The organism is Halolactibacillus sp. JCM 19043 (assembly GCF_001310395.1).
Classification (GTDB): domain Bacteria; phylum Bacillota; class Bacilli; order Bacillales; family Amphibacillaceae; genus Halolactibacillus; species Halolactibacillus miurensis.
Genome location: NZ_BAXD01000034.1, coordinates 1 through 25,836, shown reverse-complemented (window position 1 = coordinate 25,836; position 25,836 = coordinate 1). Strand labels below are relative to the sequence as shown.

General features: G+C 35.5%; 21 protein-coding genes and 9 tRNA genes. 1 reads left to right on the top strand and 29 read right to left on the bottom strand.

What is annotated here, in order from left to right; translation table 11 throughout:
• Nucleotides 1–87: 87 nt before the first annotated feature.
• The 16 genes from JCM19043_RS13155 to glmS form a co-directional block, all read right to left on the bottom strand.
• The gene (locus JCM19043_RS13155; protein ID WP_062323159.1) at nucleotides 88–648 is read right to left on the bottom strand and encodes a hypothetical protein; all 561 of its coding nucleotides are present in this window, start codon (nucleotides 646–648) and stop codon (nucleotides 88–90) included.
• 462 nt (nucleotides 649–1,110) lie between these two features.
• Nucleotides 1,111–1,371, bottom strand: coding sequence for a hypothetical protein (locus tag JCM19043_RS13150; protein ID WP_062323157.1), 261 nt, complete (start codon nucleotides 1,369–1,371; stop codon nucleotides 1,111–1,113).
• Nucleotides 1,372–1,544: 173 nt separating this feature from the next.
• The gene (locus tag JCM19043_RS13145; RefSeq protein WP_062323155.1) at nucleotides 1,545–2,273 is read right to left on the bottom strand and encodes a hypothetical protein; all 729 of its coding nucleotides are present in this window, start codon (nucleotides 2,271–2,273) and stop codon (nucleotides 1,545–1,547) included.
• Between the two features lie 255 nt (nucleotides 2,274–2,528).
• Nucleotides 2,529–3,353, bottom strand: coding sequence for a Shedu anti-phage system protein SduA domain-containing protein (locus JCM19043_RS13140; RefSeq protein WP_062323153.1), 825 nt, complete (start codon nucleotides 3,351–3,353; stop codon nucleotides 2,529–2,531).
• Between the two features lie 27 nt (nucleotides 3,354–3,380).
• Complete coding sequence (locus JCM19043_RS13135; RefSeq protein ID WP_062323151.1) at nucleotides 3,381–5,138, bottom strand: UvrD-helicase domain-containing protein; 1,758 nt, start codon at nucleotides 5,136–5,138, stop codon at nucleotides 3,381–3,383.
• Nucleotides 5,128–5,622: a hypothetical protein gene (locus tag JCM19043_RS13130; RefSeq protein WP_062323149.1), complete on the bottom strand. Its 495-nt coding sequence runs from the start codon at nucleotides 5,620–5,622 to the stop codon at nucleotides 5,128–5,130. The genes JCM19043_RS13135 and JCM19043_RS13130 overlap by 11 nt, the downstream gene beginning before the upstream one ends.
• Nucleotides 5,579–6,109, bottom strand: coding sequence for an ATP-dependent endonuclease (locus JCM19043_RS13125; protein WP_062323147.1), 531 nt, complete (start codon nucleotides 6,107–6,109; stop codon nucleotides 5,579–5,581). Before JCM19043_RS13125 ends, JCM19043_RS13130 begins: the two co-directional genes overlap by 44 nt.
• Complete coding sequence (locus JCM19043_RS13120; RefSeq protein ID WP_062323145.1) at nucleotides 6,106–7,131, bottom strand: ATP-dependent endonuclease; 1,026 nt, start codon at nucleotides 7,129–7,131, stop codon at nucleotides 6,106–6,108. The genes JCM19043_RS13125 and JCM19043_RS13120 overlap by 4 nt, the downstream gene beginning before the upstream one ends.
• Before the next feature lie 312 nt (nucleotides 7,132–7,443).
• Nucleotides 7,444–8,976, bottom strand: a complete 1,533-nt coding sequence (locus tag JCM19043_RS13115; RefSeq protein ID WP_062323143.1) for a Tn7-like element transposition protein TnsE — start codon at nucleotides 8,974–8,976, stop codon at nucleotides 7,444–7,446.
• Nucleotides 8,957–10,363: a TnsD family Tn7-like transposition protein gene (locus tag JCM19043_RS13110; RefSeq protein WP_231631559.1), complete on the bottom strand. Its 1,407-nt coding sequence runs from the start codon at nucleotides 10,361–10,363 to the stop codon at nucleotides 8,957–8,959. The genes JCM19043_RS13115 and JCM19043_RS13110 overlap by 20 nt, the downstream gene beginning before the upstream one ends.
• Nucleotides 10,339–10,809 (bottom strand): TniQ family protein, encoded by a 471-nt coding sequence (locus JCM19043_RS17830; RefSeq protein WP_231631558.1) that lies wholly within the window; start codon nucleotides 10,807–10,809, stop codon nucleotides 10,339–10,341. Before JCM19043_RS17830 ends, JCM19043_RS13110 begins: the two co-directional genes overlap by 25 nt.
• A gap of 12 nt (nucleotides 10,810–10,821) precedes the next feature.
• Complete coding sequence (locus JCM19043_RS13105) at nucleotides 10,822–12,513, bottom strand: ATP-binding protein (protein WP_062323140.1); 1,692 nt, start codon at nucleotides 12,511–12,513, stop codon at nucleotides 10,822–10,824.
• Nucleotides 12,488–12,682, bottom strand: coding sequence for a hypothetical protein (locus JCM19043_RS19045; protein WP_369813881.1), 195 nt, complete (start codon nucleotides 12,680–12,682; stop codon nucleotides 12,488–12,490). Before JCM19043_RS19045 ends, JCM19043_RS13105 begins: the two co-directional genes overlap by 26 nt.
• 104 nt (nucleotides 12,683–12,786) lie before the next feature.
• Complete coding sequence (locus JCM19043_RS13100; RefSeq protein WP_369813880.1) at nucleotides 12,787–14,523, bottom strand: Mu transposase C-terminal domain-containing protein; 1,737 nt, start codon at nucleotides 14,521–14,523, stop codon at nucleotides 12,787–12,789.
• Nucleotides 14,524–14,636: 113 nt separating this feature from the next.
• On the bottom strand, nucleotides 14,637–15,302 hold the full coding sequence (locus JCM19043_RS13095) for a TnsA endonuclease N-terminal domain-containing protein (protein WP_231631557.1): 666 nt from the start codon (nucleotides 15,300–15,302) through the stop codon (nucleotides 14,637–14,639).
• 345 nt (nucleotides 15,303–15,647) lie between these two features.
• Nucleotides 15,648–17,450: a glutamine--fructose-6-phosphate transaminase (isomerizing) gene (glmS, locus tag JCM19043_RS13090; protein WP_062323139.1), complete on the bottom strand. Its 1,803-nt coding sequence runs from the start codon at nucleotides 17,448–17,450 to the stop codon at nucleotides 15,648–15,650.
• Between the two features lie 637 nt (nucleotides 17,451–18,087).
• Here glmS and JCM19043_RS13085 point away from each other — a divergent pair.
• Nucleotides 18,088–19,377, top strand: a complete 1,290-nt coding sequence (locus JCM19043_RS13085) for a YeeE/YedE family protein (protein ID WP_231631556.1) — start codon at nucleotides 18,088–18,090, stop codon at nucleotides 19,375–19,377.
• Nucleotides 19,378–19,536: 159 nt separating this feature from the next.
• On the opposite strand, the gene glmM is transcribed toward JCM19043_RS13085, so the two are convergent.
• From glmM to JCM19043_RS13020, 13 genes are all read right to left on the bottom strand, one after another.
• Nucleotides 19,537–20,889 carry a phosphoglucosamine mutase gene (gene glmM, locus JCM19043_RS13080; RefSeq protein ID WP_062323137.1) on the bottom strand — a complete coding sequence of 451 codons (1,353 nt, stop codon included), beginning with the start codon at nucleotides 20,887–20,889 and terminating at the stop codon, nucleotides 19,537–19,539.
• A 27-nt stretch (nucleotides 20,890–20,916) separates the two neighbouring features.
• Complete coding sequence (locus tag JCM19043_RS13075; protein ID WP_062323135.1) at nucleotides 20,917–22,161, bottom strand: YbbR-like domain-containing protein; 1,245 nt, start codon at nucleotides 22,159–22,161, stop codon at nucleotides 20,917–20,919.
• Nucleotides 22,158–22,979: a diadenylate cyclase CdaA gene (gene cdaA, locus JCM19043_RS13070; RefSeq protein ID WP_062323133.1), complete on the bottom strand. Its 822-nt coding sequence runs from the start codon at nucleotides 22,977–22,979 to the stop codon at nucleotides 22,158–22,160. The genes JCM19043_RS13075 and cdaA overlap by 4 nt, the downstream gene beginning before the upstream one ends.
• Nucleotides 22,980–23,231: 252 nt before the next feature.
• A complete protein-coding gene (locus tag JCM19043_RS13065; RefSeq protein WP_062323131.1) occupies nucleotides 23,232–24,737 on the bottom strand; it encodes a DUF1846 domain-containing protein in 1,506 nt (501 codons plus the stop codon).
• A 255-nt stretch (nucleotides 24,738–24,992) separates the two neighbouring features.
• Nucleotides 24,993–25,068: transfer RNA gene (locus JCM19043_RS13060), tRNA-Ala, on the bottom strand.
• Nucleotides 25,069–25,078: 10 nt separating this feature from the next.
• Nucleotides 25,079–25,151 (bottom strand) — tRNA-Lys (locus JCM19043_RS13055).
• A 5-nt stretch (nucleotides 25,152–25,156) separates the two neighbouring features.
• A tRNA-Gln gene (locus JCM19043_RS13050) sits at nucleotides 25,157–25,231 on the bottom strand.
• 51 nt (nucleotides 25,232–25,282) lie between these two features.
• A tRNA-Tyr gene (locus tag JCM19043_RS13045) sits at nucleotides 25,283–25,368 on the bottom strand.
• Nucleotides 25,369–25,380: 12 nt separating this feature from the next.
• Nucleotides 25,381–25,456, bottom strand: a tRNA-Thr gene (locus JCM19043_RS13040).
• Nucleotides 25,457–25,460: 4 nt separating this feature from the next.
• Nucleotides 25,461–25,536 (bottom strand) — tRNA-Val (locus JCM19043_RS13035).
• Between the two features lie 9 nt (nucleotides 25,537–25,545).
• Nucleotides 25,546–25,620, bottom strand: a tRNA-Glu gene (locus JCM19043_RS13030).
• Between the two features lie 15 nt (nucleotides 25,621–25,635).
• Nucleotides 25,636–25,707, bottom strand: a tRNA-Thr gene (locus JCM19043_RS13025).
• Between the two features lie 4 nt (nucleotides 25,708–25,711).
• Nucleotides 25,712–25,786 (bottom strand) — tRNA-Asn (locus JCM19043_RS13020).
• Between the last annotated feature and the right edge of the window lie 50 nt (nucleotides 25,787–25,836).

Here is a 25,836-nt window from a genome sequence, read left to right as displayed (position 1 = left end):
TAGAACAATGAAGGCCACTATCACACATCCTTTCAATCACACATCACAATCACTGCCTATTAATAGAGTGATTGCTACAACTATGCTTTAATTATCTACTTCAAATATCCGATCAGTCATTTTCCATGCATCATCTATCCATGAAAATTCAACTGTTAAAATATATGGCCCACGTAATTCGTTTTCATTTTGCTGACTCACATGATAAGTGTCTTCATCCACTCGATTGATTGATACAGGTAAGTCACTTAAGAGTTTAGCTGGTCCATCTTTCGGTACAACATAGAGAGAACCATCTTCTTCTCGGTAATAATCATCTACGTGTTGTGTGACTAATTCTCGACTCGCAATCGCTAATGTTGCTTCAATTAATGCTTCTTTACTTTGATAAGCTTTAATTTCATTCGTCTTACCTACCGTTTCTGGTGTATAGAGTTGATCAAAAAAAGCTGCTTCAATCTCTAAAGCCCGCGTTTGGGTCAATGGTTCTTTATCCGCTTCTAGCGGTTTATCTTCCTTTTCAGTGGGTGTGTCACCTGCACTTTTCTCATGTTTCTCTACAACTTGTTCATTGCTATTAACACACCCCGTAATCAAAACCAAGGCAAGTAAAAGCATTATAACACTTGAACGTTTAAACAATAGCACACGACCCCTCCTATTTTATCTACTATACGCTTATTTTTCCCGTGATTACTGATATTAAAACGGAGAAATTAGTTTTGACATCGACTGTGAGATAGGGGTTCAACTAAACCCATCCATTGATTACCTTAATTATACCTTCCTACTCACAACAAAATAACCTCTTACAGATATAGTATCTGAAGAGGTTATTCTAATCAAACTTTATTATAAATGATCAAAGTTTGATCTAAACGATCAACTAAGTGTAGCTTTGGAATATAGTTTGATCAAAAACACCAAGCAACCCAACATTTGACGTTAAATGAAAAACTCCCGTTTTGAATAAAGATTGATCAACACGGACTAATTATTTATGAAGTACTGTGCATTCTTTATAATAAAGTTTGATCAATTAATATTGTTTATCTGCAACAAACGTGTCTAAGTCTGGAATAGTCACTTTCTACTATTAGCTGGTATAACTTAACTAGCTATTCCAATATCTTTTCCTTTTTTAATAGCACGTAGATGAAATTCAGCATTAGCTTCACTGTACTCCGTATAAACATCAGTTAATATTTCCCGTTCAAACGGAGAATCTTTAATAATTTTTTTCAAAGTCCTTTCCCGTGAATCTCCTCTTAAAATACAATTCACGACAACTCCGCCTTCTCTAAGTTCAGTAAGTATTTCATTTACAAATGCTGTCTCTTTATCCAAAGCATTTTTATAAAAGTATAACATTGAATCTAATAATACAATATCAATGTCCTTGCTATCGGTAAATCATATACGTTATCTACTATGCCTTCAACATCTATATTTCTTTTTTCATTTTCCACATTAAGCTAAATTATCCCAAGTATTAAATGATCAATTCCAATAACTTTATATCTAACTCTCCAATGAACAAAGAATCAATTTATTTCATAAGCTTTTTTAAAGATTTTATTCTCTAAAAAATTGAAGATATATTTAACTAATTCATTATATACTCTATCATCTTCAAACCATTCCCACGTTGTTTTTATTTTTTTCATCTTTTCACCACTGGTATTTAATTTACTATCTGTTTTTTCTTCGTTTATTAAACTTACTAACTTAAACCTTTTTATTGGCATAAGTTCATTACAGTTCAAATCAATGTTATTTTTTTCAAAAAAGTCCCATTGTAATCCATCTGTTAATATCACACGATCATTCTCAGTTGCCGTCAAATACCAAGATATTTTACTTTTAATGAGTTCATCGTACTCTTTAAATTCGTAGGGATAAAGTCTTTCATCCTTGTTTTTATCTGTAATTTCATAATAATAATCTTGCTTAGAAAATGGGCTTTTAACTTCGATGACTCCTCTATAATCCAATTTATTTTCCACATTGTAATAGTTCCATTCCTTTACAATTAATAAGTCAGGTGGTGTGTTTTTTTCTTCATTATTTAATCCACAATACTTTGTACGATTGTGTCTGTTTGTGTTAGCACTTTGTCTAATCACCGAAATATCTTCTATATACAATTCTGGGACAATGGATTTTATAAATGGTTCAATAAGTCTTCTTTGTAAATAGTATTCTCGCTGATCATTATTCTTTGCATATTCTAAAATTAGCTGATAATTTATGTAACTCATAAAATTGTTCAAAATATTACCTCCCTCAAACTTTTAAATTATAACCTAAGTTCCCGGCGTTTATAACGAGTTTAATTTGAGAATACTGTAAAATCAAGGTCTTTCATGATTTTATTCATTAATCAATCGTTATACTTTAATATTTATAGCGGTGCCCCCCAGTAGCTAAGGATTGTTTAGAACTTTCTCTTTACACAATCCGATAATCCATGTTATAAGTATTAACTACATAAGTCAATCTCACAAAAATTAATTCCCCTCTTAATATTAGTAAGTGTTTTTACCAATTAATTCTTTTGATAAATCAACTAAATTATCATAATGAAGTAATTTTATTTGAGAACTTTTTTCTTCATATCTTCTAATAGCGTATGAATAGTCAGAGTTTTGTTCATAATGCTCTCTCCTTCCAGAAATTACAACGTAATGTCTACGAGTACCATCATTATTAATAAAATCAGCAGGAAGGGGTTCATTATTTTTTTTAGCCTCATTAAATTGAGGTTTTAAACTAGAAAATTGTTGATTTAAAAATCTTTCCCAACTCTTAACTTGATTAATACCATTTTGATAATACTGACTTAATTCTGTACCATTATTTTTAAAAGGATTTTTAGAAGGATGTTCTAATTCAATAAATATAAATTCATAACCACCCGACCCTTTACCCACTAGTAAATAATCTACTCTATATTGCGTATTCAGTGGAAATTCTTTAAATAAGTATGCTCCCTGATGGCCAAAATTATAGTGTTTAAATATAGAAGCTATAATAAAATAATTTTCATTTTTGTTAATAAAATTTAATATATGTTGTTCATTAGGGCTAGAGTTTAATAGTTTTTCGAAGTATTCTATTGTTTGATAAATTTCAATTTCTTTTTGTAATTCTGAAATATCCAAATAATTATTAGGAAATAAACTATTATAATGCCTAAGTGATTTAGGATAATTGCGAAACTTATTCTTCCCTAACTTACCTTTAATCCCTGTAGATGTGGGAAATATATATTCAGATTCTCTTATTTTTTCATACTCTAACCAGTCTTCTTCAGTTACATTTTTATAATTATGCTTTTTATAAAGATTCATATTTCACCTCTCAACGATAATCCATAACTAATTAATTCCTCTCACAATCCAATGAATACTTAGTCTCTCTCTTGCTTCATCTGTTAATTCATCTTCATGAATGGCAAATACAAACAAGCACGTAACTCGGCTTAGTGCTACATACAATAAATTCCTATCTGTATACTTATAATTAATTTCATCTAAAATACCATATTGGTGAAGTAATATATCAACCAGAGGGCCCTTATCAAAATTCACTATAAGAGCGGATCTTAAAGTTTCTCCTTTAACTGAATGGATGGTGAATATATCATTAATATCTTTTGAAGTATTCTCTTCAATATATTCATTTGAATGTAAAATACTCTCGCATTCTCGAAACAATGAATTATTCACATTGATTGTTTCTTGATTTTTCTCAGTCAATAAACAATTAATTATATCTCTAATTTGCTTTTTTCTATCATCATTTAAATTACACTTTAATATATTTAATAATATATTGTTCATTTCATGAATTTTCGGATGATTTATAACCCATTCTTTTAAGTCTTGCGGTTGCATTTGTTCATCTATAATTTCGCCACATATAAAATCGATTATTAAGTTTTTTAATTGAACATTTTTAGAAATTCGTTTATTAGTCTTTTTCTTCGAGTAAGTTACTCCTTCTTTTACTCTAGAAGCCCAACCTTTATTTCTAATTAAAACTTTGTCAGCCTTATCACATTCTTTGAATATAGAATTTTCTCTTTCGTATTCATCTAATATATTTTTGTATGCAGGGTATATTGATTGTTCCTCTTGATATACTAAAATAATTGGTTTGAAAGATTCTTTTCCTTCTTTCACTTGAATATTTGCCTCAGGCATAATTTGATTTAAAGGCAAAGCAACTGCATTTCCAAAGCGATTTGATAAATTCATTCGATAAAGTTGATTTTCTTGAAGCGTTGGCATAGGTTGTTCATACATGATAGTTTGATAAGGGTCTCCCACCATTTGTATGACATTCTTTGGGTCATTAAAAATTTCTTTTAATAATATTATTCCCTCTACAGTCGTATCTTGAAATTCATCAATAAAAACATACTTAAATCTATTTCTTATAACACTCTTGAATTTCAAATCATTTAAAAATAATTTAGAAAATAAAAAGGTATCATCATATTGTAAAAAACCTCTCATTTTACGAGAGAGTTTAGCCTCTATCATGTCTTGCTTATACTTTTCAAATTTGGCCCAATTATCTCTATTTATCATATCTATTTTTTCTGATTTCTCATTATAAAAAATTGGATTATTATAAATTTTATTAACAATGCTTTTATGAAATCCTCTGAATTTTTCTTGCTTTATCCATGATTTTTTTATTCCTATATATCGTTTATAAAATTGTTTATCGTTATTTTCTGGTCCACCAAAAACGAGTGCATTATGGCCATATTCTTTCTTGAAATACGGCGTCACACAAAAACGATTAAAAAACTCATGAATAGTCCCTATAAAGTGTGGGTGAGAAACACTCTTAATTCCAGCTTTTTGAAGTGCTGTATTTATCTCATTAACTGCAACATTTGTATGCGTGATGATACATACACCATCTCTACTACCATTTTCATATAAATATCTTAATAACAATATTATTTTTGCCGCTAACGATGTAGTTTTCCCTGCCCCAGGACTAGCTATAATTATTTTTGATTCAAATAGTTCGATAAAGGCTCTTTGTTGTCTATTAAAATGATTACCATTTAGCAAAATATCTTCGACTAAATTATATTCCTCCTTACTAAACACCACTATTTTCTCCCCCTGTAACATGTTTGATAGCATTAACCAAATGTTTTAATGACGCATCTTCTAATATTGTTTTACTTACTGCTTCTTTATTATGTAAAAGATAATTAGCATATTTTTGTGCAACAATTGCTTTAGAAATCTTTTTATCTAATAAAAAAGAATATACTGAAACTGCTCTTTCTCCCTCAGTATCTTCACTTTTCCACTTATCTTTTACGGATTCTCTATTTACTGTTTCTGAATAATGCGTCTCTAATAAAATATCTTCAAAATCTTCCATTAGATCACTACTTGCTATCGAATGTTCTAAAGTCCAAGGCTGTGAGATAAATACTTTTGTTCTTTCCACATTATGATAGAATTTATCTTCCACTTTTTTTCTTTCCTTATCTTTTTTCTCTTCAAAAAATGAATCTATTGGTTGGACTATCTCAATTATTTTATCGCTGATTTCTTTTAAATTTATCTTTTTTTCTTTGTCCATAATATTTTTCTTCTACTCCTTTTCCATACAAAGTTTTTGATTTTGAAATTAAATTTGAAATTTGAATATAAATATTTTGTTCAAGTTCTAACGAAACTTCTTGAGCTTCATATAATTCAGCAATTTGTTGATTATGTTCCGAATTAATTTTAAAATAACAGATTTCTCCTTTGAAGAATTCAATAGGCTTTAGATCCAAATCTGTTATTATAGATACAGGAAAATTCATTTTCTTTCCTTCGTTATTTCTTATGAAAATAGATGAATACCTTTTAAAGGCTAAACTTCCCACATTTATTATTGAAACACCATACTTATATAATGGGCGATTTATAACATCAGCAATTGCAGGCAATAATAAATTTTCTGCATCTCCCTCTACAAAAATGACACCTCTAGCAAAAAATAAATTAGCTTTTGTTGCATCTAAAAATCTCTCTAAAAAATCATAATCACTATTATGCAACTTAGTATGGCCCTTTTTCATCGGAAAAGCTTGACCGTTATATATAAAGGTATATTTTCTAAAGAAACTGAAGCCGCTAAAATTGGACTATGTGATGTGAAAATATATTGGATGTTAGTTTCTTCTACATCTTTCTCAAAATGCTTTATAACACGTAATTGTGCCTGTGGATGGATATGAGCTTCTATTTCTTCAATTAAAGCAATCTTAGGACCAATCTCCGTTTCACTCAACAGTAAAAGTTCAGCAGCCATAAATAATAGATTAGAACTTCCTAACCCTATACCTTTTTCTCCTATATTCAACTCTAACTTTCTCAAAATTTCTTGAAAACTCATTTCTTTATTTCTGATTTCGGGAGTTTTCTTATTATTCCCTTCAAAAAATTCATCTATAGTAGCACCTATTTTACTTAAGACCGGATCATTCAAAACTTCTTTTAATTCATCAAAAGCACTTGTGAAACTATCTACAACTTCCTTCTTTTGTAAACTATCCTCAGAAAATTCTTTTAAATTTTTAATAATTTGAGCAATTCTAGATCTATTCCCTGAACCCATTTCTATAGTTGCATCTCTTAATGGTTTTAAATATGTCACCGCTAACAAATGACGAACTGAATCATCCATTACCATTTCTAAACCTTCTGTACCAGCTCTAACATTCCTTTTAATTTTCTTTTGTTTATTAATATCTTCATAAATTTCCGCTTCTAAAACGATGCGCAATTCTGAATTTTGAGATTGTATGGTCAACCACTCATAGAAAAATGTTTCTTCCTCTTCACTCATATCTCGAAATACACACTCTATCTTCAATAATGTACTCCCTTCATAGAAGTCTTGTTCTGTAATCCAATTTATATCATTACTATTTGTACCCAGCACCATCTTAATAGCATCTATAATAGCTGTTTTACCTGAATCATTCTCTCCAACTAGAATATTTAATCCTTCTTTAAATTCAACCTCAATACCAGCTTCATTATTATCTTTCTCCGCAAATTTTCTCCAATTCCATAATTTCAAACTATGTAAATACATAAATCCCCACTCCCTTTAATCACTAGTTTTAATATTGTCACCGTCAAGTACTTTTGAACACTTTTTGGGTCAAAACGGTACATGACCAAATATACGAAGTATTAATCACTTAATGTTTACATATTCTCATTCATCTTAAAACGAATATTAAAGAGCCGTATTTAAGAATAGTGCAACGATATTTATGTAACACTAATATGTTATTTTATATAATCAACCATTAATACCACCAATTATAACATTCCTTTTCTAACTTAAGTGGTGAAAAGGTAAATTTATCTATTCTTTAGGTGATTCATTTCACTTAAGTAATCAAGTTAATTTCTCAAGCATTAACATTGCTCGATGCCTTATTCCTTTTTTGCTGTGTTTAGACTTCATAACACTTATCCCCTTGTTATTCAACCTATTTAACGATTGACTTGTCCACGAACCACTATTGAGAACAAGATTACGTAGTAATTGATAGTGTATTTCTTCCCAGTTTTGCTTTTTGTATGACGATAAAATTATTGTAGATAAAGATTTATTTTCGCGGTCTACCTCAATTACTTGATATAATTGACCACCCTTCATTTTCACATTCGCAATGATGCATTTCCTATCCGTAATCCCATCATTCAGCTTGGCAAACTTCCGCTTACCAACTCCCTGTGGTAACTCTTTTACTGCTACACGAATAGACAGCACCTCTTGATTGGACTCAAGAACCTTTAATAAATTGATAAAGTCTTTTAAATCTCCCTGAACTTGAATGTCCTGCAGCATTTGGTGCTCTAAACCTCTAGTCAACCTAGAACCACCAACATCTGCCGTTGAACGAATATTATCCGTGTTTCCATAGTATTTCTTTGTATTCTCATCTATTTGATTTCGTTCTTTTGTCGTATGCCTCTTAAGCTTTTTTATAGTTGGTATCGTTATGTATTCATGCTTTTGTTGATTCATCTGAACAAGTTCCATGCCTTGGTGAGATCCATCAACTTGTTGATCAAGTAAGAGCGCATCATCTTTATTACTTGAAGAAAGGCGATGAAATGTGTATTTTTTGGGTTGATTTGACTTTTCTCTTAACTGTAATTCAGGATGTGAGATTGATACTCGCTGATATGGTATTTGTTTATTTTTCACTTTTAATATTTGAAGAATTGTTAAATAACCACGGTTCTCTTTAACACGCGCAGTAATCGTAATCGGTTGTTTAAAATCCCAATCAAACTTTATTGAGTTGGTCTGAATCCAAGCAAAAGCTATATTTTCATAGACTTGACGTACATCTTGATTAGTTAATAGCCATAACAACTGATATAAATATTCTGGGCGGGTATATGTCAATTCGTATTGCGATGAAAAATCAAGATGAAACATATCTGCATCTGCACTTTCTGTGAAATACTGAGGAAATGAATTGGATTCAAACAGACGGTATAAAAGGAATACATTTGGTGCTAAAACACTTCGAATAACTTCAATGAGTGGGAGTACAATTTTTTGGTTTTGAAAAGTAAAATTGTAACTTTGTGAAATATCTATATCTGGTGAGCCTTGTATAGCCCATTCTCTTTCATAATAATGTACCGTACTAGGATTAATTGTTATTTCTATATCCTTCAAATCCTTTGTTGGCTTACTAGCCGATAAAACTCCATTTTGATAATAATGTTGTATAGCTAAAAAAGGTAAACTACCCCAATCAAGGCGAATCTTCTTTGTTTCACCCTTCAGGCTAAAATAGGCATGAATCATCATTTTATTATTGTATCTAAAAGGGGTACTTATCCAAATCAACTGGGCATCTTCGTTGTCTGGAAATGGCCAAGAGATTTTAATATGATGTTTCTTCATGTTTTGTCTCCTTTCTCTTTTGTGAGATATACTCTTCAAGTACAGGTCTAATTACCGCAAAATGACTCGATCTTACCGCACCTATTCGTTGCACCTTCCATAAGGCAACCTCATTAAATTGATTTATATGCTCATCAATAATACGACAACAACGCCGAATCTGGAATTCTTGATTCGATTCAGTTACTGCTTCAAGTAATATCTTTGTTTTGGGCAGTTTATCAATATGTTTCTCTAAATTCGTTAATATGCCTAATCTTTTTCCAACAAGGGAACGTGTTATACGTAATAGCTTTTCCATCTTTCTCAGCTCATTATTAAGGTTAAATATAGCGTTGTAATAGTTGTTATCTCGAATCTCCCAATTTACATTATTCCCCTTCACAAACCCTTTACGTCTTGTTGGTAGATGATAAAATAGAAAGTCGCGATCATGCCGATATAAATACATGTAAACACTAGGAAATAAGTTTCTTATTCCGGTCCTTGATTGATTAGGATAGGCTTTTATCCCTTCTATTAATTGATTGCGATACCGCTGGACAGTCAACGTATCAGTAGCCTTAGGTTCATTTTGTGCCTCAATTTGTTGATTTAAATACTTCTTTATTGTTTTGGCATCAACACCTAAATTTTTCGCCATTCCTCTTAAACTATAGCCTTCTTTCGCCAATGTGTTTAGTTCGGCCATCCAAACACTTCCTAAGCGTTTAATTCGGCCGATATCGTATATATCATTCATTATTTTGTCAGGTCCTTTTCTTGAATATACAAATTCACATCCGCATATAAAGGTGCCTATTGGCAAACCAGACTTAGAGTCTCTAGAAACAAGAACTTTATTAATAACCAATTTCTTATAATGAGAAGCTGTTTTATTTAAGCACGGCCACGGTCCTTCACCAAAAGGACCATTATCTCGGTTTTTATTCAATAAAGCCTCATAATCTACATTTAAAAAATCCATAAACAATAAGTGCCGCAATGGATGAACGTGGCGTTCGATATTACGGGTCAGTACTTTTAGCCAGCTGTATTCATCGCTCTCAATTAAAATAGACTGATATTTTTTAAGTGTTTTTTGTGAATATACCCTATTAAAGTCCTGATAGAGATCTGTTTGTCGTACGCGGTTTGCCGATGTGATATAATTCCTCTCTCTAAGCAACGCTCGGTACCTACTTGACGTTTGCTCACGCGATGATAAAGCTATTTTACTAATCAAAAGCTGATAAGCCATTTTAGCTATCCTTAACTGTTGTTCTTCACTATTATCACCAATGGAATGCAAATCCATTTTATTTGATTCAAAACGAACAAATTCAATTCGACTTCGTGTATTAAGGACAACAGGATATTTTCTTAAGTGATTGCCATGATGAGGCATAAATCAATGCCTTGTAAATGATGTTCTCTATGAATATAAGGCTCACCATATTTTTCTATATCATTTTTAGCGCAACACGGACAATAATATAAGCCTTTCCTTCTGCATATACTACCAGCGATTATCCCTAACCGTGTGTAAAGTCCTTTACCATCGCCTTTCACATCTTGAAGAATTTCGCCTTGACGTTTTTCTGATAAAAAAGGCGCATAGTAAGGATATACCGTATGTTTAGCCAGTAAATATTCAGCAGAATAGGCACTCCCCATTTGATGAGCTAAAGCATCAAAGTGGCTACCAATTTCCACGCTAGGGATAGCAGAACGATTTTGAAATACTTCTTCTAAAGTATCTTTGCAATCAATATTCCCACTATAAAAATGGTAGCGTGCAATCATTGAATAAACTAATTCATCTGGATAAGGTTCAGTAAAGAAAGGCAACAAGTTTTTAACCCCCTAATAGAACTCTTCAATTGGCGTTTTAATGTAACCCCTGTCTTTTAAATAATCATATGGATGTACTTTTTTATTTAACGCCTGATTCCTTAGCTTTAACAAAGGTAACGTTTCTATATTTTTTAGTTTAGCTGTTTCTTTTTGACTGTTCTTATCTTCATTTAATTTAATTGCTTTCTGGATAACTTCAGACTTTAACTTTGAGACATCTACATCTATAGGGTACGTCTCTACAACTTTTGTCGAAAGTGTTTTAATATCTTGACTGCTTAAATGTTCAAATATACCGAGTGCAGCTACTTCAATTGATAAGCTTTCAATAATGTCTTTTCGTTTTAAATCAATCGTGTTTTGTCGTTCTTTAAACGCTTCTTTAATACGACCGCTTATTTCAGTATCTCTCTTGTGATTTAACATAACCTCATCAAGATTAATCATGATATCTTCGTATTTCATCATATCTGCTAAATTATTATTACGAATGGCATTTAACATTGGCTGTAGTGTCTGCATATCCTCTTCTGCCGTTTTCTTTAACACACGTGGTGTTAGAATCTCTTCGGGATTTCCCTCGTCAAATAGAACCCGTTCTTGAGCTAATATGAATAAGTTAATCGCAACGGCTGTGATTCCTTGACACTCTCTATAGAATGCTACTTTCAGTTCATTAGTAAGCGTAGTTGGCGTCTTTAGACACTGTAGCTTCCATAACGTTTCTAAAAAGAACTCCCACTCTTCACTTTCTTCAGCCATTCTATCCCATATGACCGCTCCGTCACTTGATGCTCTTCTTGCCTGCCTAAAATTCCCCTTAAACAATTGTTGAGCCTTAGATGTCCCAATTAACACAGTTGGTATGCCTACTGTATTTGATAATGTCACAAAGAAATTCAACATTTCTTCTTGATCATTTTTAGAGTGTAGCAAATGCTGGATTTCATCTATCACCAAAACTCCAATACCAAACATGGTTGCTAAAGAAGTCATGTGTAATAACATCGTCGATGTTACACGATTCAAATAGCCATACTTTTCTAAGTAACGGGTACCTAATAAATCATCAATAGCTTTAAAAAAACTTTTACATAAGGTTGATAAACTACCATCATAGGGACAATCAATTTTCAACCAAACAATTTGCGTTCGATTAAATGGTTGACCTGCGTATGTTTCGTGTTTAATAACTTGTGGATACATAAGTAAGAGCCTCTCAATAGCCGTTGTTTTTCCAATCCCTGAAATACCGATAATTGATAAACTGTCTGCTGTTGAACGAATATAATTCAAGCGATCCTCAATGTGTTTATGAGCCAGTTCTTGTTCTTCTCTTAATGCATGTAATACGCGAATTCTTTCTAAAAAAGTTTTATCTAAAGGATTCCTAGCAAGATAGCCTCTTCTAATTAAAGTTGATAACCGGCGTTCAACTTCAAAGTGAATAGGTAAAGGTTGAATAAAATTTCTTACTCTTTTCAAAATGTGATATCGAATATTAGACTCGCTCTTTTTATCAGTCTCACTAATTCTCGGGGTCACCATAAAGCGTTCTAAGACATCGTCTTCGTTAAATATCGAAGGGAGAGCTTCTATAAAAGGATTGTTATTATATTCTGACAAAACTTGTTGTTCATACGTTGCGGTTTTAAATGTACCCTTTAGAACTAAATCATTGATCTTTTCCAAATTCCTCATCTCGTTTCTTGCGAAGTTTTTCCATTAAGCTTGAAGACGTTTTTGATTGTTCAACCTCCTCGTTTTCCTTTTCAATTGAAACTACTTGAGCAGGCGACTCCTTTTTGTTTTGGTTCAAATCAAAAGATTCCTTTTGGCGATTCATCGCTTTTTCTGCTTTTTTATTCACACGAATATCTTTGATTTTTTCACCCTTTGTTGCTGATACATTAGCATTTGCTTTCTTTTGTTTGACAGCTTTTTTGATAATAGACTCAATTTCTTCATCAGTATTTAATCTTTCTTCTCTTTGTTTAAGCTTTCTGCCTGTTTTAACTCCTGCAACATCTGTTGATAGAATTCAATTTCTTCTAATGATTCACCTCTATATTGAGAACTCATCTCTAATAGGTAACACGTATCAAAGCCTCTTCCGTCAATATACGGAATATAGATTTTATCCATTGATCTCGGATCATAAACGACATCTATACGTTCACTCTTTCGCTTTAAATACCATTGGTCATTCAGTGCTTTATCAGAACCATAAGACAATCCTTTAAATTTAATTCCTGCTCTTGTAATTCGCGCTTTTCCTTTTGGAAGTAAATTAAGCCTTAGAATACTACGATTTTGAACCGTTTGAAGAGAACCCTTCCTGTTTGAAAGACCCCATTTCCAAAGATTTAACGGAGAAGGTGTCAAATGCTCCTTAATCATCGCCTTCTCTAATGGATACTTTTCAATGGTTCGCTGATTATGATTCAAGACTAAATGAATAATAATTTTCGTGAATTCTTCAAGGTTAAGACTAGCGTCTAACCGATAATCTCGATCTCCTCGTTCCCTGAATTCTTTCTGAATAGCACCAGGTGCTTTACGTTTAATCTTCTCGTTAATTGTTCTGAATTGACGCTCTACAATTCCTTTTAAATCACCACGATAAGGAGAAGTATTTTCAATTTTAACGTTTAAATTGTTAATTAATTGTTCAACACCATAACCTTCAAATTCCCCTCTGTCAGCAATAATGGTTTCTGGTAAATGATGTGCGGGCCATTCAGATTCATCGATATCAATGTCATACTGCTTACAAAATTCAACTTTATCCATTGTCATATTATCCAGTGTCATCATCGCACCAATCCAAGAGGGACCCTCTAACCCAACATAAACACCAGTAATCAAACGCGAATAAACATCCATAATGCCATAAATAACAGGGCGCCCAATAATTAGGTTGCGATCAAATGAACTAACGAGATAAATATCCGCAATCGTCGCATCAACTTGAAATCGTGTTCCTGGCCCATCAGTTTCCAGCGCAGAGTGACTTAGTATTGGGCGATGTTTGAGCTCATATTCTTTTTTGCTATATCGCAATTGGATATCTAACTGTGGCTCTTCTGTTTTTTTGTACCAATAATAAAATTGATTATAGGTTGGAACCTTTGATTTATCCCAAACCTTATATTTTACAGATTCTCCTTCATGATATTTATTTGAGTAAAATTCTTTTAACAGATATTGATAAGTATCATTTAACGTAAGCTTTTCTGATTTTCTATAATATTTCTTTATCACATGTCTAAACTGCTTTTTTACATCTTCTGTTATATTGATTCCCTGTTCTTCTTCTCCATAAATCCTTGGTCGTCCTACTTTTTTCTCCTGAGACAACTCTCTAACTTTCCCTTTGCCACCAGAATGCATGTAATCGGGTAACATAGCATTTTTATTTAAGCCGCGTTGCCAGAAACGCGTAAATAGTCGTTTCACTTTAAGTTCAGTAATTTGATGCTCTTCAGCAATCTCAAGAAAAGCAGTTTTACGATTTTTCTTACTCAAAATAGACTCTTTTGATTGACTCCATGCTTTAAATACTATCTCCCAGTTTAGGTTACGTCTCTCTAGCTGTTTCTCAGTTAAATCTTCTTCTGCATAACTCTTTAAAAATGGATCCGAGATAGGGATTAATACATTACTCTCTATTTCTATTTCCATATCTTCTATTGTTGCTTTTTTGGGCATAGCAGTTCCCCCATGCAAATCAACGTAATACAATATTGCTGAGTCTATTGAGATAACACGAATTCGATTTTTACCTTCTTTGTCTACGTATTGGTACACTTGGTTGTTATAAATCATAAGGCCCTCACTTTTTCTGAGAAATCTTGTTGAATACTTTTTACTTGCACAATGTCTTCAACGTTCAGCTTTGATAATAAATCTATTTTAATCGTTTTCGTTATAATTAAGTGTTTGAACAAGGCTAGACCACTACCTGATGGCATTCCAAAATCCCGTTCATAGATTCTAGCAATTTGTTTAACAGATTGATCTTCAGCCATTAACCTTTGCACAAAGTAGACAACCATCTCATCTATCTCTACAGATGTTAATTGATCAAAGCCTTCAATGTCATTCAACCGTATGTAACTGTGGACAAAAGCAATGTTAGTTGCCATCACTTTAGACACTTCACCTTCCGTTACAATACCCCAATCTATTTCTCGTTTTTCCCAATATACTCGTTCAATTTCAAACTTTTCTAGCGTTCGCTCAGTCATTAGTTCATCTTTATACTTCAACGTTCGAGCTACATGCATGTTAGCTGTTCCATTATTCATAGTGACTAAAAAGTCTGTAGTCATAACAATCGGTTCCTTTGTTTTAGGGTCTATCGGATGCTTCAAACCCAATTCTTTTGCAATCAAAAGCGTATCATCTAACGGTAATAACGGGTATTGTTCTCTAATATCAATTACTTTATCTGAATATTCCAACAAATAAAAGTAGTTTCGCTCCAAGTCTGACAGAAATTCAAACTGTCTAGGAATCTTTATTCCTTTTAAGCGTGTAGCACGCCCTAAAGAGGGAACATCTTGAATGTTAATCCAAGGCTTATAGTCTATACCTTGACCTTCACCATTAACCCTTCTTTATTTTGTTTTCAGTAGATGACATTCGCTTTCTTTTTGCCATTATTTCATCTCCTAATATTAAAATAACCTCTTACAGATATCATATCTGAAGAGGTTATTTTAATCAAACTTTATTATAAATGATCAATCTTTATTATAAATGATCAAACTTTGTTCTAAACGATCAATCTTTATTATAAAACCACACTAACTACTAACCTCAGAAATAACTTACTCTACTGTAACTGACTTAGCAAGGTTTCTTGGCTTATCAACATCACAACCACGTTGTACAGCGGCATAGTAAGCAAGGAGCTGCATTGGTACAACACTTACAAGTGGCGTTAACAATGGATGAACATGTGGAAGAACCACACGATCTTCATCTTTTTCTAAGCCTTCCATACTTACGGTACATGTGTTAGCGCCACGGGCAGCTACTTCTTGTACGTTACCACGGATGGATAAGTTAACATTCTCTTGTGTCGCAATGGCAATTACAGGTGTGCCTTCTTCAATCAAGGCAATCGTTCCGTGTTTTAATTCACCACCAGCAAAGCCTTCTGCTTGAATATAAGAGATTTCTTTAAGTTTAAGTGATGCTTCTTGTACAACATAGTAATCGACACCGCGACCAATATAGAACGCATTGCGTGTATCTTTAAATAGATCGAGCGCCATTTGTTCAAATACTTCTTTTTGGTCAGTCAATGTTTCCATAGCATTGGCAACAATCGCTAATTCTTGTAATGGATCAAAGGTAAGTGTCTTACCTTTTGCTTTTGCTGTGTCGACCGCTAAAATCGTAAGCACGGCAATCTGCGCTGTATACGCCTTTGTTGAAGCTACCGCAATTTCTGGTCCAGCATAAAGCGGTAATGTATAGTCCGCTTCACGAGAAAGGGTAGAACCTGGTACGTTTGTAATCGTGATTGACGGATGTCCCATTGCTTGTGTTTGAACAAGCACAGAACGTGAATCCGCTGTTTCACCACTTTGAGAAATAAAGATAAACAATGGTTTTTCAGAAAGTAGTGGCATATTATATGAGAATTCACTCGCAATGTGTACTTCAACAGGAATACCAGCGACATTTTCAATAATTTGCTTTCCTACTAAACCAGCATTATAGCTAGTACCTGCTGCGATAATGTAAATACGATCAGCTTTCCCCATTTCATCTCTTACAGCTTGTTCTACTTTAATGTTATTTGATTCATCTTGATATTGTTGGATGATTTTACGCATAACAAATGGTTGTTCATCGATTTCTTTCATCATGAAGTAATCATATGTGCCTTTTTCTGTATCAGCCGCATCGGTTTCAACGATGAAAGGTTCTCTTTCAACTGCTGTCCCGTCAAGCTTTTGAATGCGGACTTGTTCTTTTTCAACTAAGACAATTTCACCATCTTCAATTTCTAGATAAGTGTTTGTTTGTTTTAATGTGGCAATCGCATCACTCGCGACTAAATTAAAGTCATCACCTAGTCCTACAAGGAGCGGACTCTTATTTTTTGATACATAAATAAGATCTGGATTTTCTTTATCTAGTAGACCAATCGCATAAGAACCTTTTAACATACCCATGACTTCTGTGAAAGCTTTTAAAACATCATTTGTTTCATTGTATTTTTTCTCAATTAGTTGAACGATAATCTCTGTGTCTGTTTCACTTGTCAGTGTGATGTCTGTTAAATACTCATCACGTAATTCATAGTAGTTTTCAATAACACCGTTGTGCACTAAAGTAAATCGACCTGATTGCGATTGGTGAGGGTGAGCATTTTCTTCTGACGGCTCACCGTGTGTTGCCCAACGCGTATGACCAATACCGATCATTGATTCACCTTGATTCCCTACTTTATCACGTAACGCTTGGATACGTCCTTTGACCTTAAACAGGTTTACTTGCTCATCGCTTAATGTCGCAATCCCTGCTGAGTCATAGCCTCTGTATTCTAGCTTCTCTAACCCATCTAATAACACCGATACTGTCTTATCTGTTCCAATATAACCAACGATTCCGCACATAACTTTTATTTCCTCCTAATTAAGGGGTAATAAAAAGCCATATCTGTTCCAAGGGGCTTTTATTACCCCTTTCTCTTTTTATAAGTTTAGTACTCTTACTATAAATATTAGCCAAAAAGTCGCCTTTTTGTTTTATTTATAGCTTTCGGTTGGAGAGACAACCGGGAGGCATCCGCCGAAACGTTCGATACTCCTCCTCCTCGTCAACTACACCTTCCGTGTAGTTCTGGCGCTGTATCATTCTTCCTACTATCCACCTTTCTATCTTTGACTGTGCCGTAAGACGACTTCTCTATTTTATCGAAAGTTAATAAGTTTTTCAATAGTATTTTTCATAATCTGGTAGTTCTTTTAATATAATGAAATAGCTCTTCATCCGTTATGATATCCATCATCCTTCGTACCTTTAGCATATGTCTCTTTAGCTGTTCAAGTGACACGTGACCAGTAACCAACCTTAACTAAAGTGACGAGGTCTCTACGCTCATGATTCAATCAACACTTTTCAATCTTTATATGTGAAAAAGTGTACAAATTATGAACTTTATTCACAAGGCGTTGAAATAGGGTTAGGGATAGGGGTATAATAAATGTGAAATACATCACATTATATTTTTTATAAAGGGGAGAACGTTTTATGAGTATGTCAAAAACACAGGTGAAAACAGCCTCTGTATCTCACATGCAGCCAGTGTTCGGTTTTATTTTTCTAGCCGTCGTCATTTTATGGGGAGCGAATTTTTTAGAAACAGAGATGTTATTTTTCCGTCTGTTAGTTGGCCTTGGACTAGGTTATGCACTATCACGTGCCTACACTGGATTTGCGGGTAGTGTTAACCGCGCCTACACAACCGGATCAACGAAATTATTACGCACGTTAATGTTTATGTTCTTTATCTCAACACTTGTCACAACCGCCTTTTTATTAAATGGTGATCCAACGACCTTCGGTCTTTGGATTAACCCCATTAACTTAGGGTTAATTGCAGGCGCGATTCTGTTCGGTTTCGGTATGTCTTTCTCAGCTTGTTGTGCGAGTGGGGTGCTCACGGATTTAGTCACCGCCTTACCACGCGCCTTTGTTACGTTAATTTTCTTTGGTATGGGTGTCTTCTTAGGTTTTCCTATTCAACGTAACAGTGAATTTGTTACAACAACTTGGTTTAACTCTGCTACATTTGAAAGTGGCGTCTTCTTACCAGACCTCTTTAAGTGGGATGGTTTAAATGGTTTTATCGGAGCATTAGTGCTGACGGCGATTTTCTGTGGTATCGTTGTGTTCCTTAGCTTCAAGTATGAGCGTTACCGCAAACAAAATAAAACGTATTCTGGTCACTTTGTCGAAGCGCAACAAGATCAACCCAATACATTTGATACGAAAGATTATAGTCTTTTCTCATCAGAAACATATCATCGTCTGTTTGTTCGTCCTTGGACATTAAAACAAGGCGCTGTTGTCATAACATTAATATTTGCTTTATTAATGGGTGTCACAAAGTCAGGATGGGGTGCTTCAACGCCTTACGGTTTCTGGTTCGGTAAATTCTTAATGTTGTTTGGTTTTTCACCTGAAGCATTAGCTACTTTCACCTCAGGAGCACCAGAACATTATAGCGCGCCATTCTTTAGTCATCCCGTTAATACACAAAACGTTGGGATTATGTTAGGAACGATTTTCTTCTTACTAACAGCTAATAAATTCAAACAAACGTTTATGTCAGAAATGCACTTAACGAAGCGTGAACTTATCTTATTCGCCTTAGGTGGCCTGGCGATGGGCTTTGGTACACGTCTTGCTAACGGGTGTAACGTTGGGGCACTTTATACACCAATCGCACAGTTCTCACTATCAGGCTGGATCTTCTTAATTTTCATGGTTGTTGGTGGTATTGTCGGTAACAAGTTCGCTAAAGCATGGTTTAAATAATTATTGAGCCAACACTTAGCTTGCTTATCTGATTGTATAAGCTGAAGCTATTTAAAAAGGGTGTCGCAGTTATGCGACACCCTTTCTTTATATGCTTTTATATGGCATCACAACCTCTTAACTCTTTTGTATCTTTTAGTTAATTGGGTGTATCTATCATTATTCTGGTTTTAATCCTAAACGTTGTTCAATGATCGCCACAACAGGATCTGCCGCTTCATGACAACGTTCAATTGTTGGCGCTTCAACCATCACTCGGACGAGTTCTTCTGTTCCTGATGGACGAACAAGCACACGTCCATCACTACCCATGTCTTTTTCTACTTTATTAATCGCTTCTTGGATGTATGGATCAACAAGCGCTTGATTCTTATCGACGACTTTCACGTTCTTAAGAACTTGTGGAAACTTCTCCATTTCAGCAGCAAGCTCTGATAAAGGCTTACCTGTTTCTTTCATCACATTCACAAGCTGAAGAGCTGATAACATCCCATCTCCTGTTGTTACATGATCAAGGAAAATGATATGCCCTGATTGCTCTCCACCTAAGTTATAACCCCCACGACGCATTTCTTCCATGACATAACGGTCACCGACATCCGTTTTATCACTCTTCATACCATTTGCTTCAACAGCTTTATAAAAGCCTAGGTTACTCATCACAGTAGATACCACCGTATGTTCATTAAGTTGACCAATGCTATCAAAGTATTTAGCACAGATAAACATGATTTGGTCACCATCAACGATTTGACCTTTTTCATCTACGGCGATAAGACGGTCACCATCTCCGTCAAAAGCAAGACCAATATCCGCTTCTTTTTCAAGTACAAACGCTTGTAGTTTCTCGGGATGTGTCGACCCGTAACCATCGTTAATATTTAAGCCATCTGGAGACGCCCCAATGGTTGAAACATCCGCATCTAAATCTGCAAACAAGTGCGTGGCAAGTGAAGATGTCGCTCCGTGGGCACAGTCTAGGGCGACGCGTATACCATCAAAATCGTGATCGACGGTTTGTTTTAAGAAATGTAAGTATTTTTGTGATCCTTCGTAGTAATCATTGATTTGACCTAAATCTTTACCGATTGGACGAGGACATGTATCTTCATCTTGATCGATTAAAGCTTCAATTTCTAGTTCTTGTGCATCAGTGAGTTTAAAACCATCTGAGCCGAAGAATTTAATCCCATTATCTTCTACTGGATTATGTGAAGCTGAAATCATAACCCCTGCTTCTGCTGACATTGCTTTTGTCAGGTAAGCAACACCTGGTGTAGAAATAACACCAAGACGCATGACTTCTGCTCCAATAGAAAGCAGTCCAGCAACGAGGGCATTTTCAAGCATATCACCTGAAATACGTGTATCTTTCCCAATTAACACGCGCGGACGTTCTGTTTCCTTCGTCAAGATAAAGCCACCAAAACGTCCTAATTTGTAGGCAAGTTCAGGTGTTAAGCCTTTATTAGCTACACCTCTGACACCATCTGTACCAAAATATTTTCCCATAAGAAATTCGCTCCTTTATTTATGTACCTAATTTAATCGAATCGTAACATCCTCTAAGGGCAATGTTACTTGGATATTATCTAATTGATTATACTCTAACGGGCGGTTATATTCACCTTCGGTTAGATTATTCGCATTAACGGCCAAGTCGAGTTGATCAACATTAACCTCATCAAGGTCAGAGGGAAAGCCTCTAAGAGTGACCACAACCCTGCCACTCTCAGGACTCACAAATGTCGCATTTAATCCATCGGTTACGTTATCAATGGTGATATCTACATCATCTAATGTCGTTTCTGTTTCTTCTTCCACTTCAATCGTCACTTCGATTGTCTCTTGACTTAAACTTGTCGCATTATCTGGGACAAGGAGGGTCACATCCAGTGTCGTCGTTTCTGTGACCTCTGACAAATCAATCGGCGCTGTCTCCACTCGTTCAATAGTTGCCAGTTGATCTGATGGGGCAAAGACAGTCACGTTATCTGTTTGAATAGATGTCTCGACAAGACGCACACCCTCCGGTAACTCACCAGAAGTCGTCACATCAATGGGGACATCTTTGTTTGGATTAATGACGGCTAATTCAACCGTCACTGTGCTCGGTTCAATCCTTGCATTCATTTGGTTACCTTCATTGTCATAGATTCGAACCGGGACATCAGTTAGTGTCATGGATTCTTCAATACCTTCTACATCGACAAAAGCTTTAACACTAGAAATACGATTAATGACACTCTCCGCACTCGTTATTTCAACCGTTTCAGGTATGACTGTCGCTGATTCAATTTCAAACCCTTCTGACATCTGATCGAGGTTACTATAATCAACAGAGACATCATAAGTACCACTTCCACGCTCTTCAATCGTTACCTCAATATTTTCCGGTTCAAATCTCACATCAATGCGGCTTGATACACCGTCATGCTTAATCGGCACCGTATGTGTGCCGGGTGAGAGCCCTTCTAAATCAACATAGACATCAAAGTTGCGTTGTGTGACGGTCGATTGCACGACACTGACTGTCCCCGTCAGTGACATTGTGACGACCTCTGGTACACCACTGACCACGTATTTCTCGTCGTCAATCACAATATTAACCGGCACATCATCTAATGTTTCCGTTTCTCTTGAATTATTAAAAATGGAATCAAAGCTCCCAACATCTGCATTACGCGTATCTTGATTATCGAATGATATCACTAAAAATGTTAAGATTGCTAAGAACAGTGAAATCACACGAATGACCCACGGTTTATTTAACCAATCATTCATTTCTTTTTCCCCCTCCAACTCCATTGTTTAAAGGTTGAGGTTTTCTCTAATTCAGGCGCCAATTCCTTTGACAATAGATCAATGAGGCGTTTTTCATCAATATCACGGTAAAGTTCACCGTTTTTTGTCAATGACACATGCCCTGTTTCCTCCGATACAATAATCGTCAGTGCATCACTTACTTCACTGATGCCCATTGCCGCCCGGTGTCTCGTGCCTAATTCTTTTGAGATGAACGGGCTTTCTGATAGCGGCAAGTAACAAGCTGCCGCAATAATTTGATTCCCTTTCATAATGACAGCACCGTCATGTAACGGTGTATTTGGCACAAAAATATTCGTTAATAATTGATGGGTTAATTGACCATTCACAGGGATACCGGTTTGGATAAAGTCACCCATGTTTGTTTCACGCTCAATCGTAATAAGCGCCCCAATACGACGTTTAGCCATATAATTGACTGATTTAATAATCGCATCGAGTGACTCATGGAAGATCTCTTCTTCTGAGCGTCGGTTACGACTAAAGAAGCTACCTCGACCAATCTGTTCAAGTGCCCGTCTTAACTCTGGCTGGAAGAGAATAATGACCGCCAGTGGTCCCCACACGATAATTTGTTCAATCATGACTTGAACGGTTTGCAAGTTCAAGAAATAACTGATCAAATAGATAATAAAAACAACAAAAATACCTTTTAGTAGTTGAATTGCCTTCGTTCCCCGAAGCAACATAATGAGTTTATAAAACACATACCAGACAAGGGCAATATCAACCGTAAAACGCAATAAATTAAATAACGAAAATCCCTCACCAAGCATGATGCCACATCCTTCTTTTCATAGATTACCACTCACTTCATTTAGAATCACAGATAGACCCATTATAGCATATCTTCTAAACGCTTGAGAGATTATCCATCAATTTTCCTTATTTTCTTAACAACTTCTCATCCCTCTCTCATAATCATGACACACATGCTTCATAAACAAAGAAAACAGACTTATAATCACCAAAGAGATGATTGTAACTCTGTTTTCATTCGTATGACTATATATAGTCGTCTCCTAACATTACATGTAATATAAGTTTTCTGATGGATAGATTGGATCACTTGTCACATCAATACCGAGTCGCTTTAAAATCTGTTCATCATCTTTACTTAACATGACGGTAGAATGTGCTTGTACACCGGTTAATTCATGTAATTTATCAACTGCCAGTTGGGCCGTTGGATTTGTGACTGCGCCAATCGTTAGAGCGATTAATACTTCATTCGCATTTAGTGTCGTCACTTTACTATGCAGTTTATCTGTTTTTAAATCTTTCATTGTTTCAATAATCATCGGTGATAATAAGAAAATCTCATCACCAATATTAGCTAAATGTTTAATCGCATTTAAAATAGCCGCCGAACAAGAATCCATAAGGTTAGAACCTCGGCCAGTAATAACGGTGCCGTCATTTAATTCAAAAGCCATCACCGCGGCCTTATCTTTGTTATCGGCTGTTTTCAATTTCTCTGCGTATTCCCTTGCCGGTATAACGGGTACACGGTTTTCTTCTTTTAATTCAAGTTCTTCCATAATTAATTTCATTCGATTGACGACTTCTTCATCCAGTAAGCCCTTTTTATAATCGCATTCTGTGTGGAAATGTCGGCGAATGATTTCTTGTCTCGATGCTTCCTTAATGACCTCATCATCCGTAATACCAAAACCTACCCGATTAACCCCCATATCCGTCGGGGATTGATAGATCGATTCTTTACCGGTAATCTTTTCAATACTTCGTTTAACAACCGGGAACATTTCAAGGTCACGGTTATAGTTTACGGCGACTTCGTTATAGGCCTCAAAGTGGAAGTAATCCATCATATTCACATCTTTTAAATCAACGGTCGCTGCTTCGTATGCTACGTTAAGTGGGTGTTTAAGCGGCACATTCCAGACCGGGAATGTTTCAAATTTAGAATAACCCGCATGATTACCTAACTTATGTTCATGATAAAGTTGGTTTAAACACGTTGCTAACTTCCCGCTATTTGGTCCTGGAGCCGTTACAACCACAATTGGCTTCGTTGTTTCAACATAGGGATTCATACCATAGCCTTCTTCACTAACAATTTTCTCAACCGCCGAAGGATACCCCGGAATAGCCACATGGGTAGCCACTTTAATCCCACGTCTTTCTAGCTTGCTAATAAACACATCCGTTGAATGTTCATGATTATAGCGTGTAATCACCACACTGTTAATTTCTAAACCAAATCCACGGAGTTCGTCAATTTGGCGAAAGACATCCATTTCGTACGTAATTCCGTAGTCGCCACGAATTTTATTACGTTCAATATCACCTGAATACACCGTTATAATAATTTCGGCTTGATCTTTCAACTTTTGTAGTAGCTTAATTTTTGCATCTTCATCAAATCCTGGTAAGACACGTTTAGCATGTTTATCACCTATGAGCTTGCCGCCAAACTCTAAATACAGCTTATCAAACTGATGGACGCGTTCTAAGATGTATTTTGATTGTTCTTCGATGTACTTTTGTGGATCAAATCCTTGTTTTCTCATGTCGGCCTCCTATAGCTTATTCTCTTATTTTTCACCATCATCACATGTGGTGTATGTGGTGTCATTGACAGGCTCTATATCTCAGTCTTATTTATTTACTATTCACAAACATTCACTATACCATGAGTATAGGTTTTTGTTAAGGACTCTTCAGTATTTTTAAAAAATCCACAGCCAAAAGCGACTGTGGTAATAATTGATTATAAAAAAGGATCAGACATTATAGTAACGTCCAACCCTTTTGACTCATATGTATGGTGGAGCCTAGCGGGATCGAACCGCTGACCTCCTGCGTGCAAAGCAGGCGCTCTCCCAGCTGAGCTAAGGCCCCACAACAAGAGTGAGCCATGAAGGATTCGAACCTTCGACCCTCTGATTAAAAGTCAGATGCTCTACCAACTGAGCTAATGGCTCTTAAATGGCTGGGCTAGCTGGATTCGAACCAACGCATGACGGAACCAAAAACCGTTGCCTTACCGCTTGGCTATAGCCCAATAAAATAACAGTGAATAAGTTCACTGTCTAAGTTAACATATAATTTAAAATGGTGGAGGGAGTAGGACTCGAACCTACGAACCCGATGGGAGCGGATTTACAGTCCGCCGCGTTTGGCCAACTTCGCTATCCCTCCAACATATTAAAATGGTGCCGGCCAGAGGACTTGAACCCCCAACCTACTGATTACAAGTCAGTTGCTCTACCAATTGAGCTAGGCCGGCAAGATGGTGGAGGATGCAGGGCTCGAACCTGCGACCCCCTGCTTGTAAGGCAGGTGCTCTCCCAGCTGAGCTAATCCTCCAACATATAATGGTGACCCGTACGGGATTCGAACCCGTGTTACCGCCGTGAAAGGGCGGTGTCTTAACCGCTTGACCAACGGGCCAGTATGAAAATAGAGAGCTTCCAGTCGGGATTGAACCGACGACCCCTTCCTTACCATGGAAGTGCTCTGCCACTGAGCTATGGAAGCAAAATGGCTCCACAGGTAGGACTCGAACCTACGACCGATCGGTTAACAGCCGATTGCTCTACCACTGAGCTACTGTGGAACAATATCATGAAATCAACCATATTATTACTTCACAAAGCTTATAAAATC

What these genes read in the sequence shown, in the direction of transcription:
- JCM19043_RS13150 (WP_062323157.1), bottom strand. Translation starts at nt 1,371, where the DNA reads ATGTTATACTTTTATAAAAATGCTTTGGATAAAGAGACAGCATTTGTA.
- JCM19043_RS13140 (WP_062323153.1), bottom strand. Translation starts at nt 3,353, where the DNA reads ATGAATCTTTATAAAAAGCATAATTATAAAAATGTAACTGAAGAAGAC.
- JCM19043_RS13130 (WP_062323149.1), bottom strand. Translation starts at nt 5,622, where the DNA reads ATGGACAAAGAAAAAAAGATAAATTTAAAAGAAATCAGCGATAAAATA.
- JCM19043_RS13125 (WP_062323147.1), bottom strand. Translation starts at nt 6,109, where the DNA reads ATGAAAAAGGGCCATACTAAGTTGCATAATAGTGATTATGATTTTTTA.
- JCM19043_RS13120 (WP_062323145.1), bottom strand. Translation starts at nt 7,131, where the DNA reads ATGTATTTACATAGTTTGAAATTATGGAATTGGAGAAAATTTGCGGAG.
- JCM19043_RS13115 (WP_062323143.1), bottom strand. Translation starts at nt 8,976, where the DNA reads ATGAAGAAACATCATATTAAAATCTCTTGGCCATTTCCAGACAACGAA.
- JCM19043_RS13110 (WP_231631559.1), bottom strand. Translation starts at nt 10,363, where the DNA reads ATGCCTCATCATGGCAATCACTTAAGAAAATATCCTGTTGTCCTTAAT.
- JCM19043_RS13105 (WP_062323140.1), bottom strand. Translation starts at nt 12,513, where the DNA reads ATGAGGAATTTGGAAAAGATCAATGATTTAGTTCTAAAGGGTACATTT.
- JCM19043_RS13100 (WP_369813880.1), bottom strand. Translation starts at nt 14,523, where the DNA reads ATGCCCAAAAAAGCAACAATAGAAGATATGGAAATAGAAATAGAGAGT.
- glmS (WP_062323139.1), bottom strand. Translation starts at nt 17,450, where the DNA reads ATGTGCGGAATCGTTGGTTATATTGGAACAGATAAGACAGTATCGGTG.
- JCM19043_RS13085 (WP_231631556.1), top strand. Translation starts at nt 18,088, where the DNA reads ATGAGTATGTCAAAAACACAGGTGAAAACAGCCTCTGTATCTCACATG.
- glmM (WP_062323137.1), bottom strand. Translation starts at nt 20,889, where the DNA reads ATGGGAAAATATTTTGGTACAGATGGTGTCAGAGGTGTAGCTAATAAA.
- JCM19043_RS13075 (WP_062323135.1), bottom strand. Translation starts at nt 22,161, where the DNA reads ATGAATGATTGGTTAAATAAACCGTGGGTCATTCGTGTGATTTCACTG.
- cdaA (WP_062323133.1), bottom strand. Translation starts at nt 22,979, where the DNA reads ATGCTTGGTGAGGGATTTTCGTTATTTAATTTATTGCGTTTTACGGTT.
- JCM19043_RS13065 (WP_062323131.1), bottom strand. Translation starts at nt 24,737, where the DNA reads ATGAGAAAACAAGGATTTGATCCACAAAAGTACATCGAAGAACAATCA.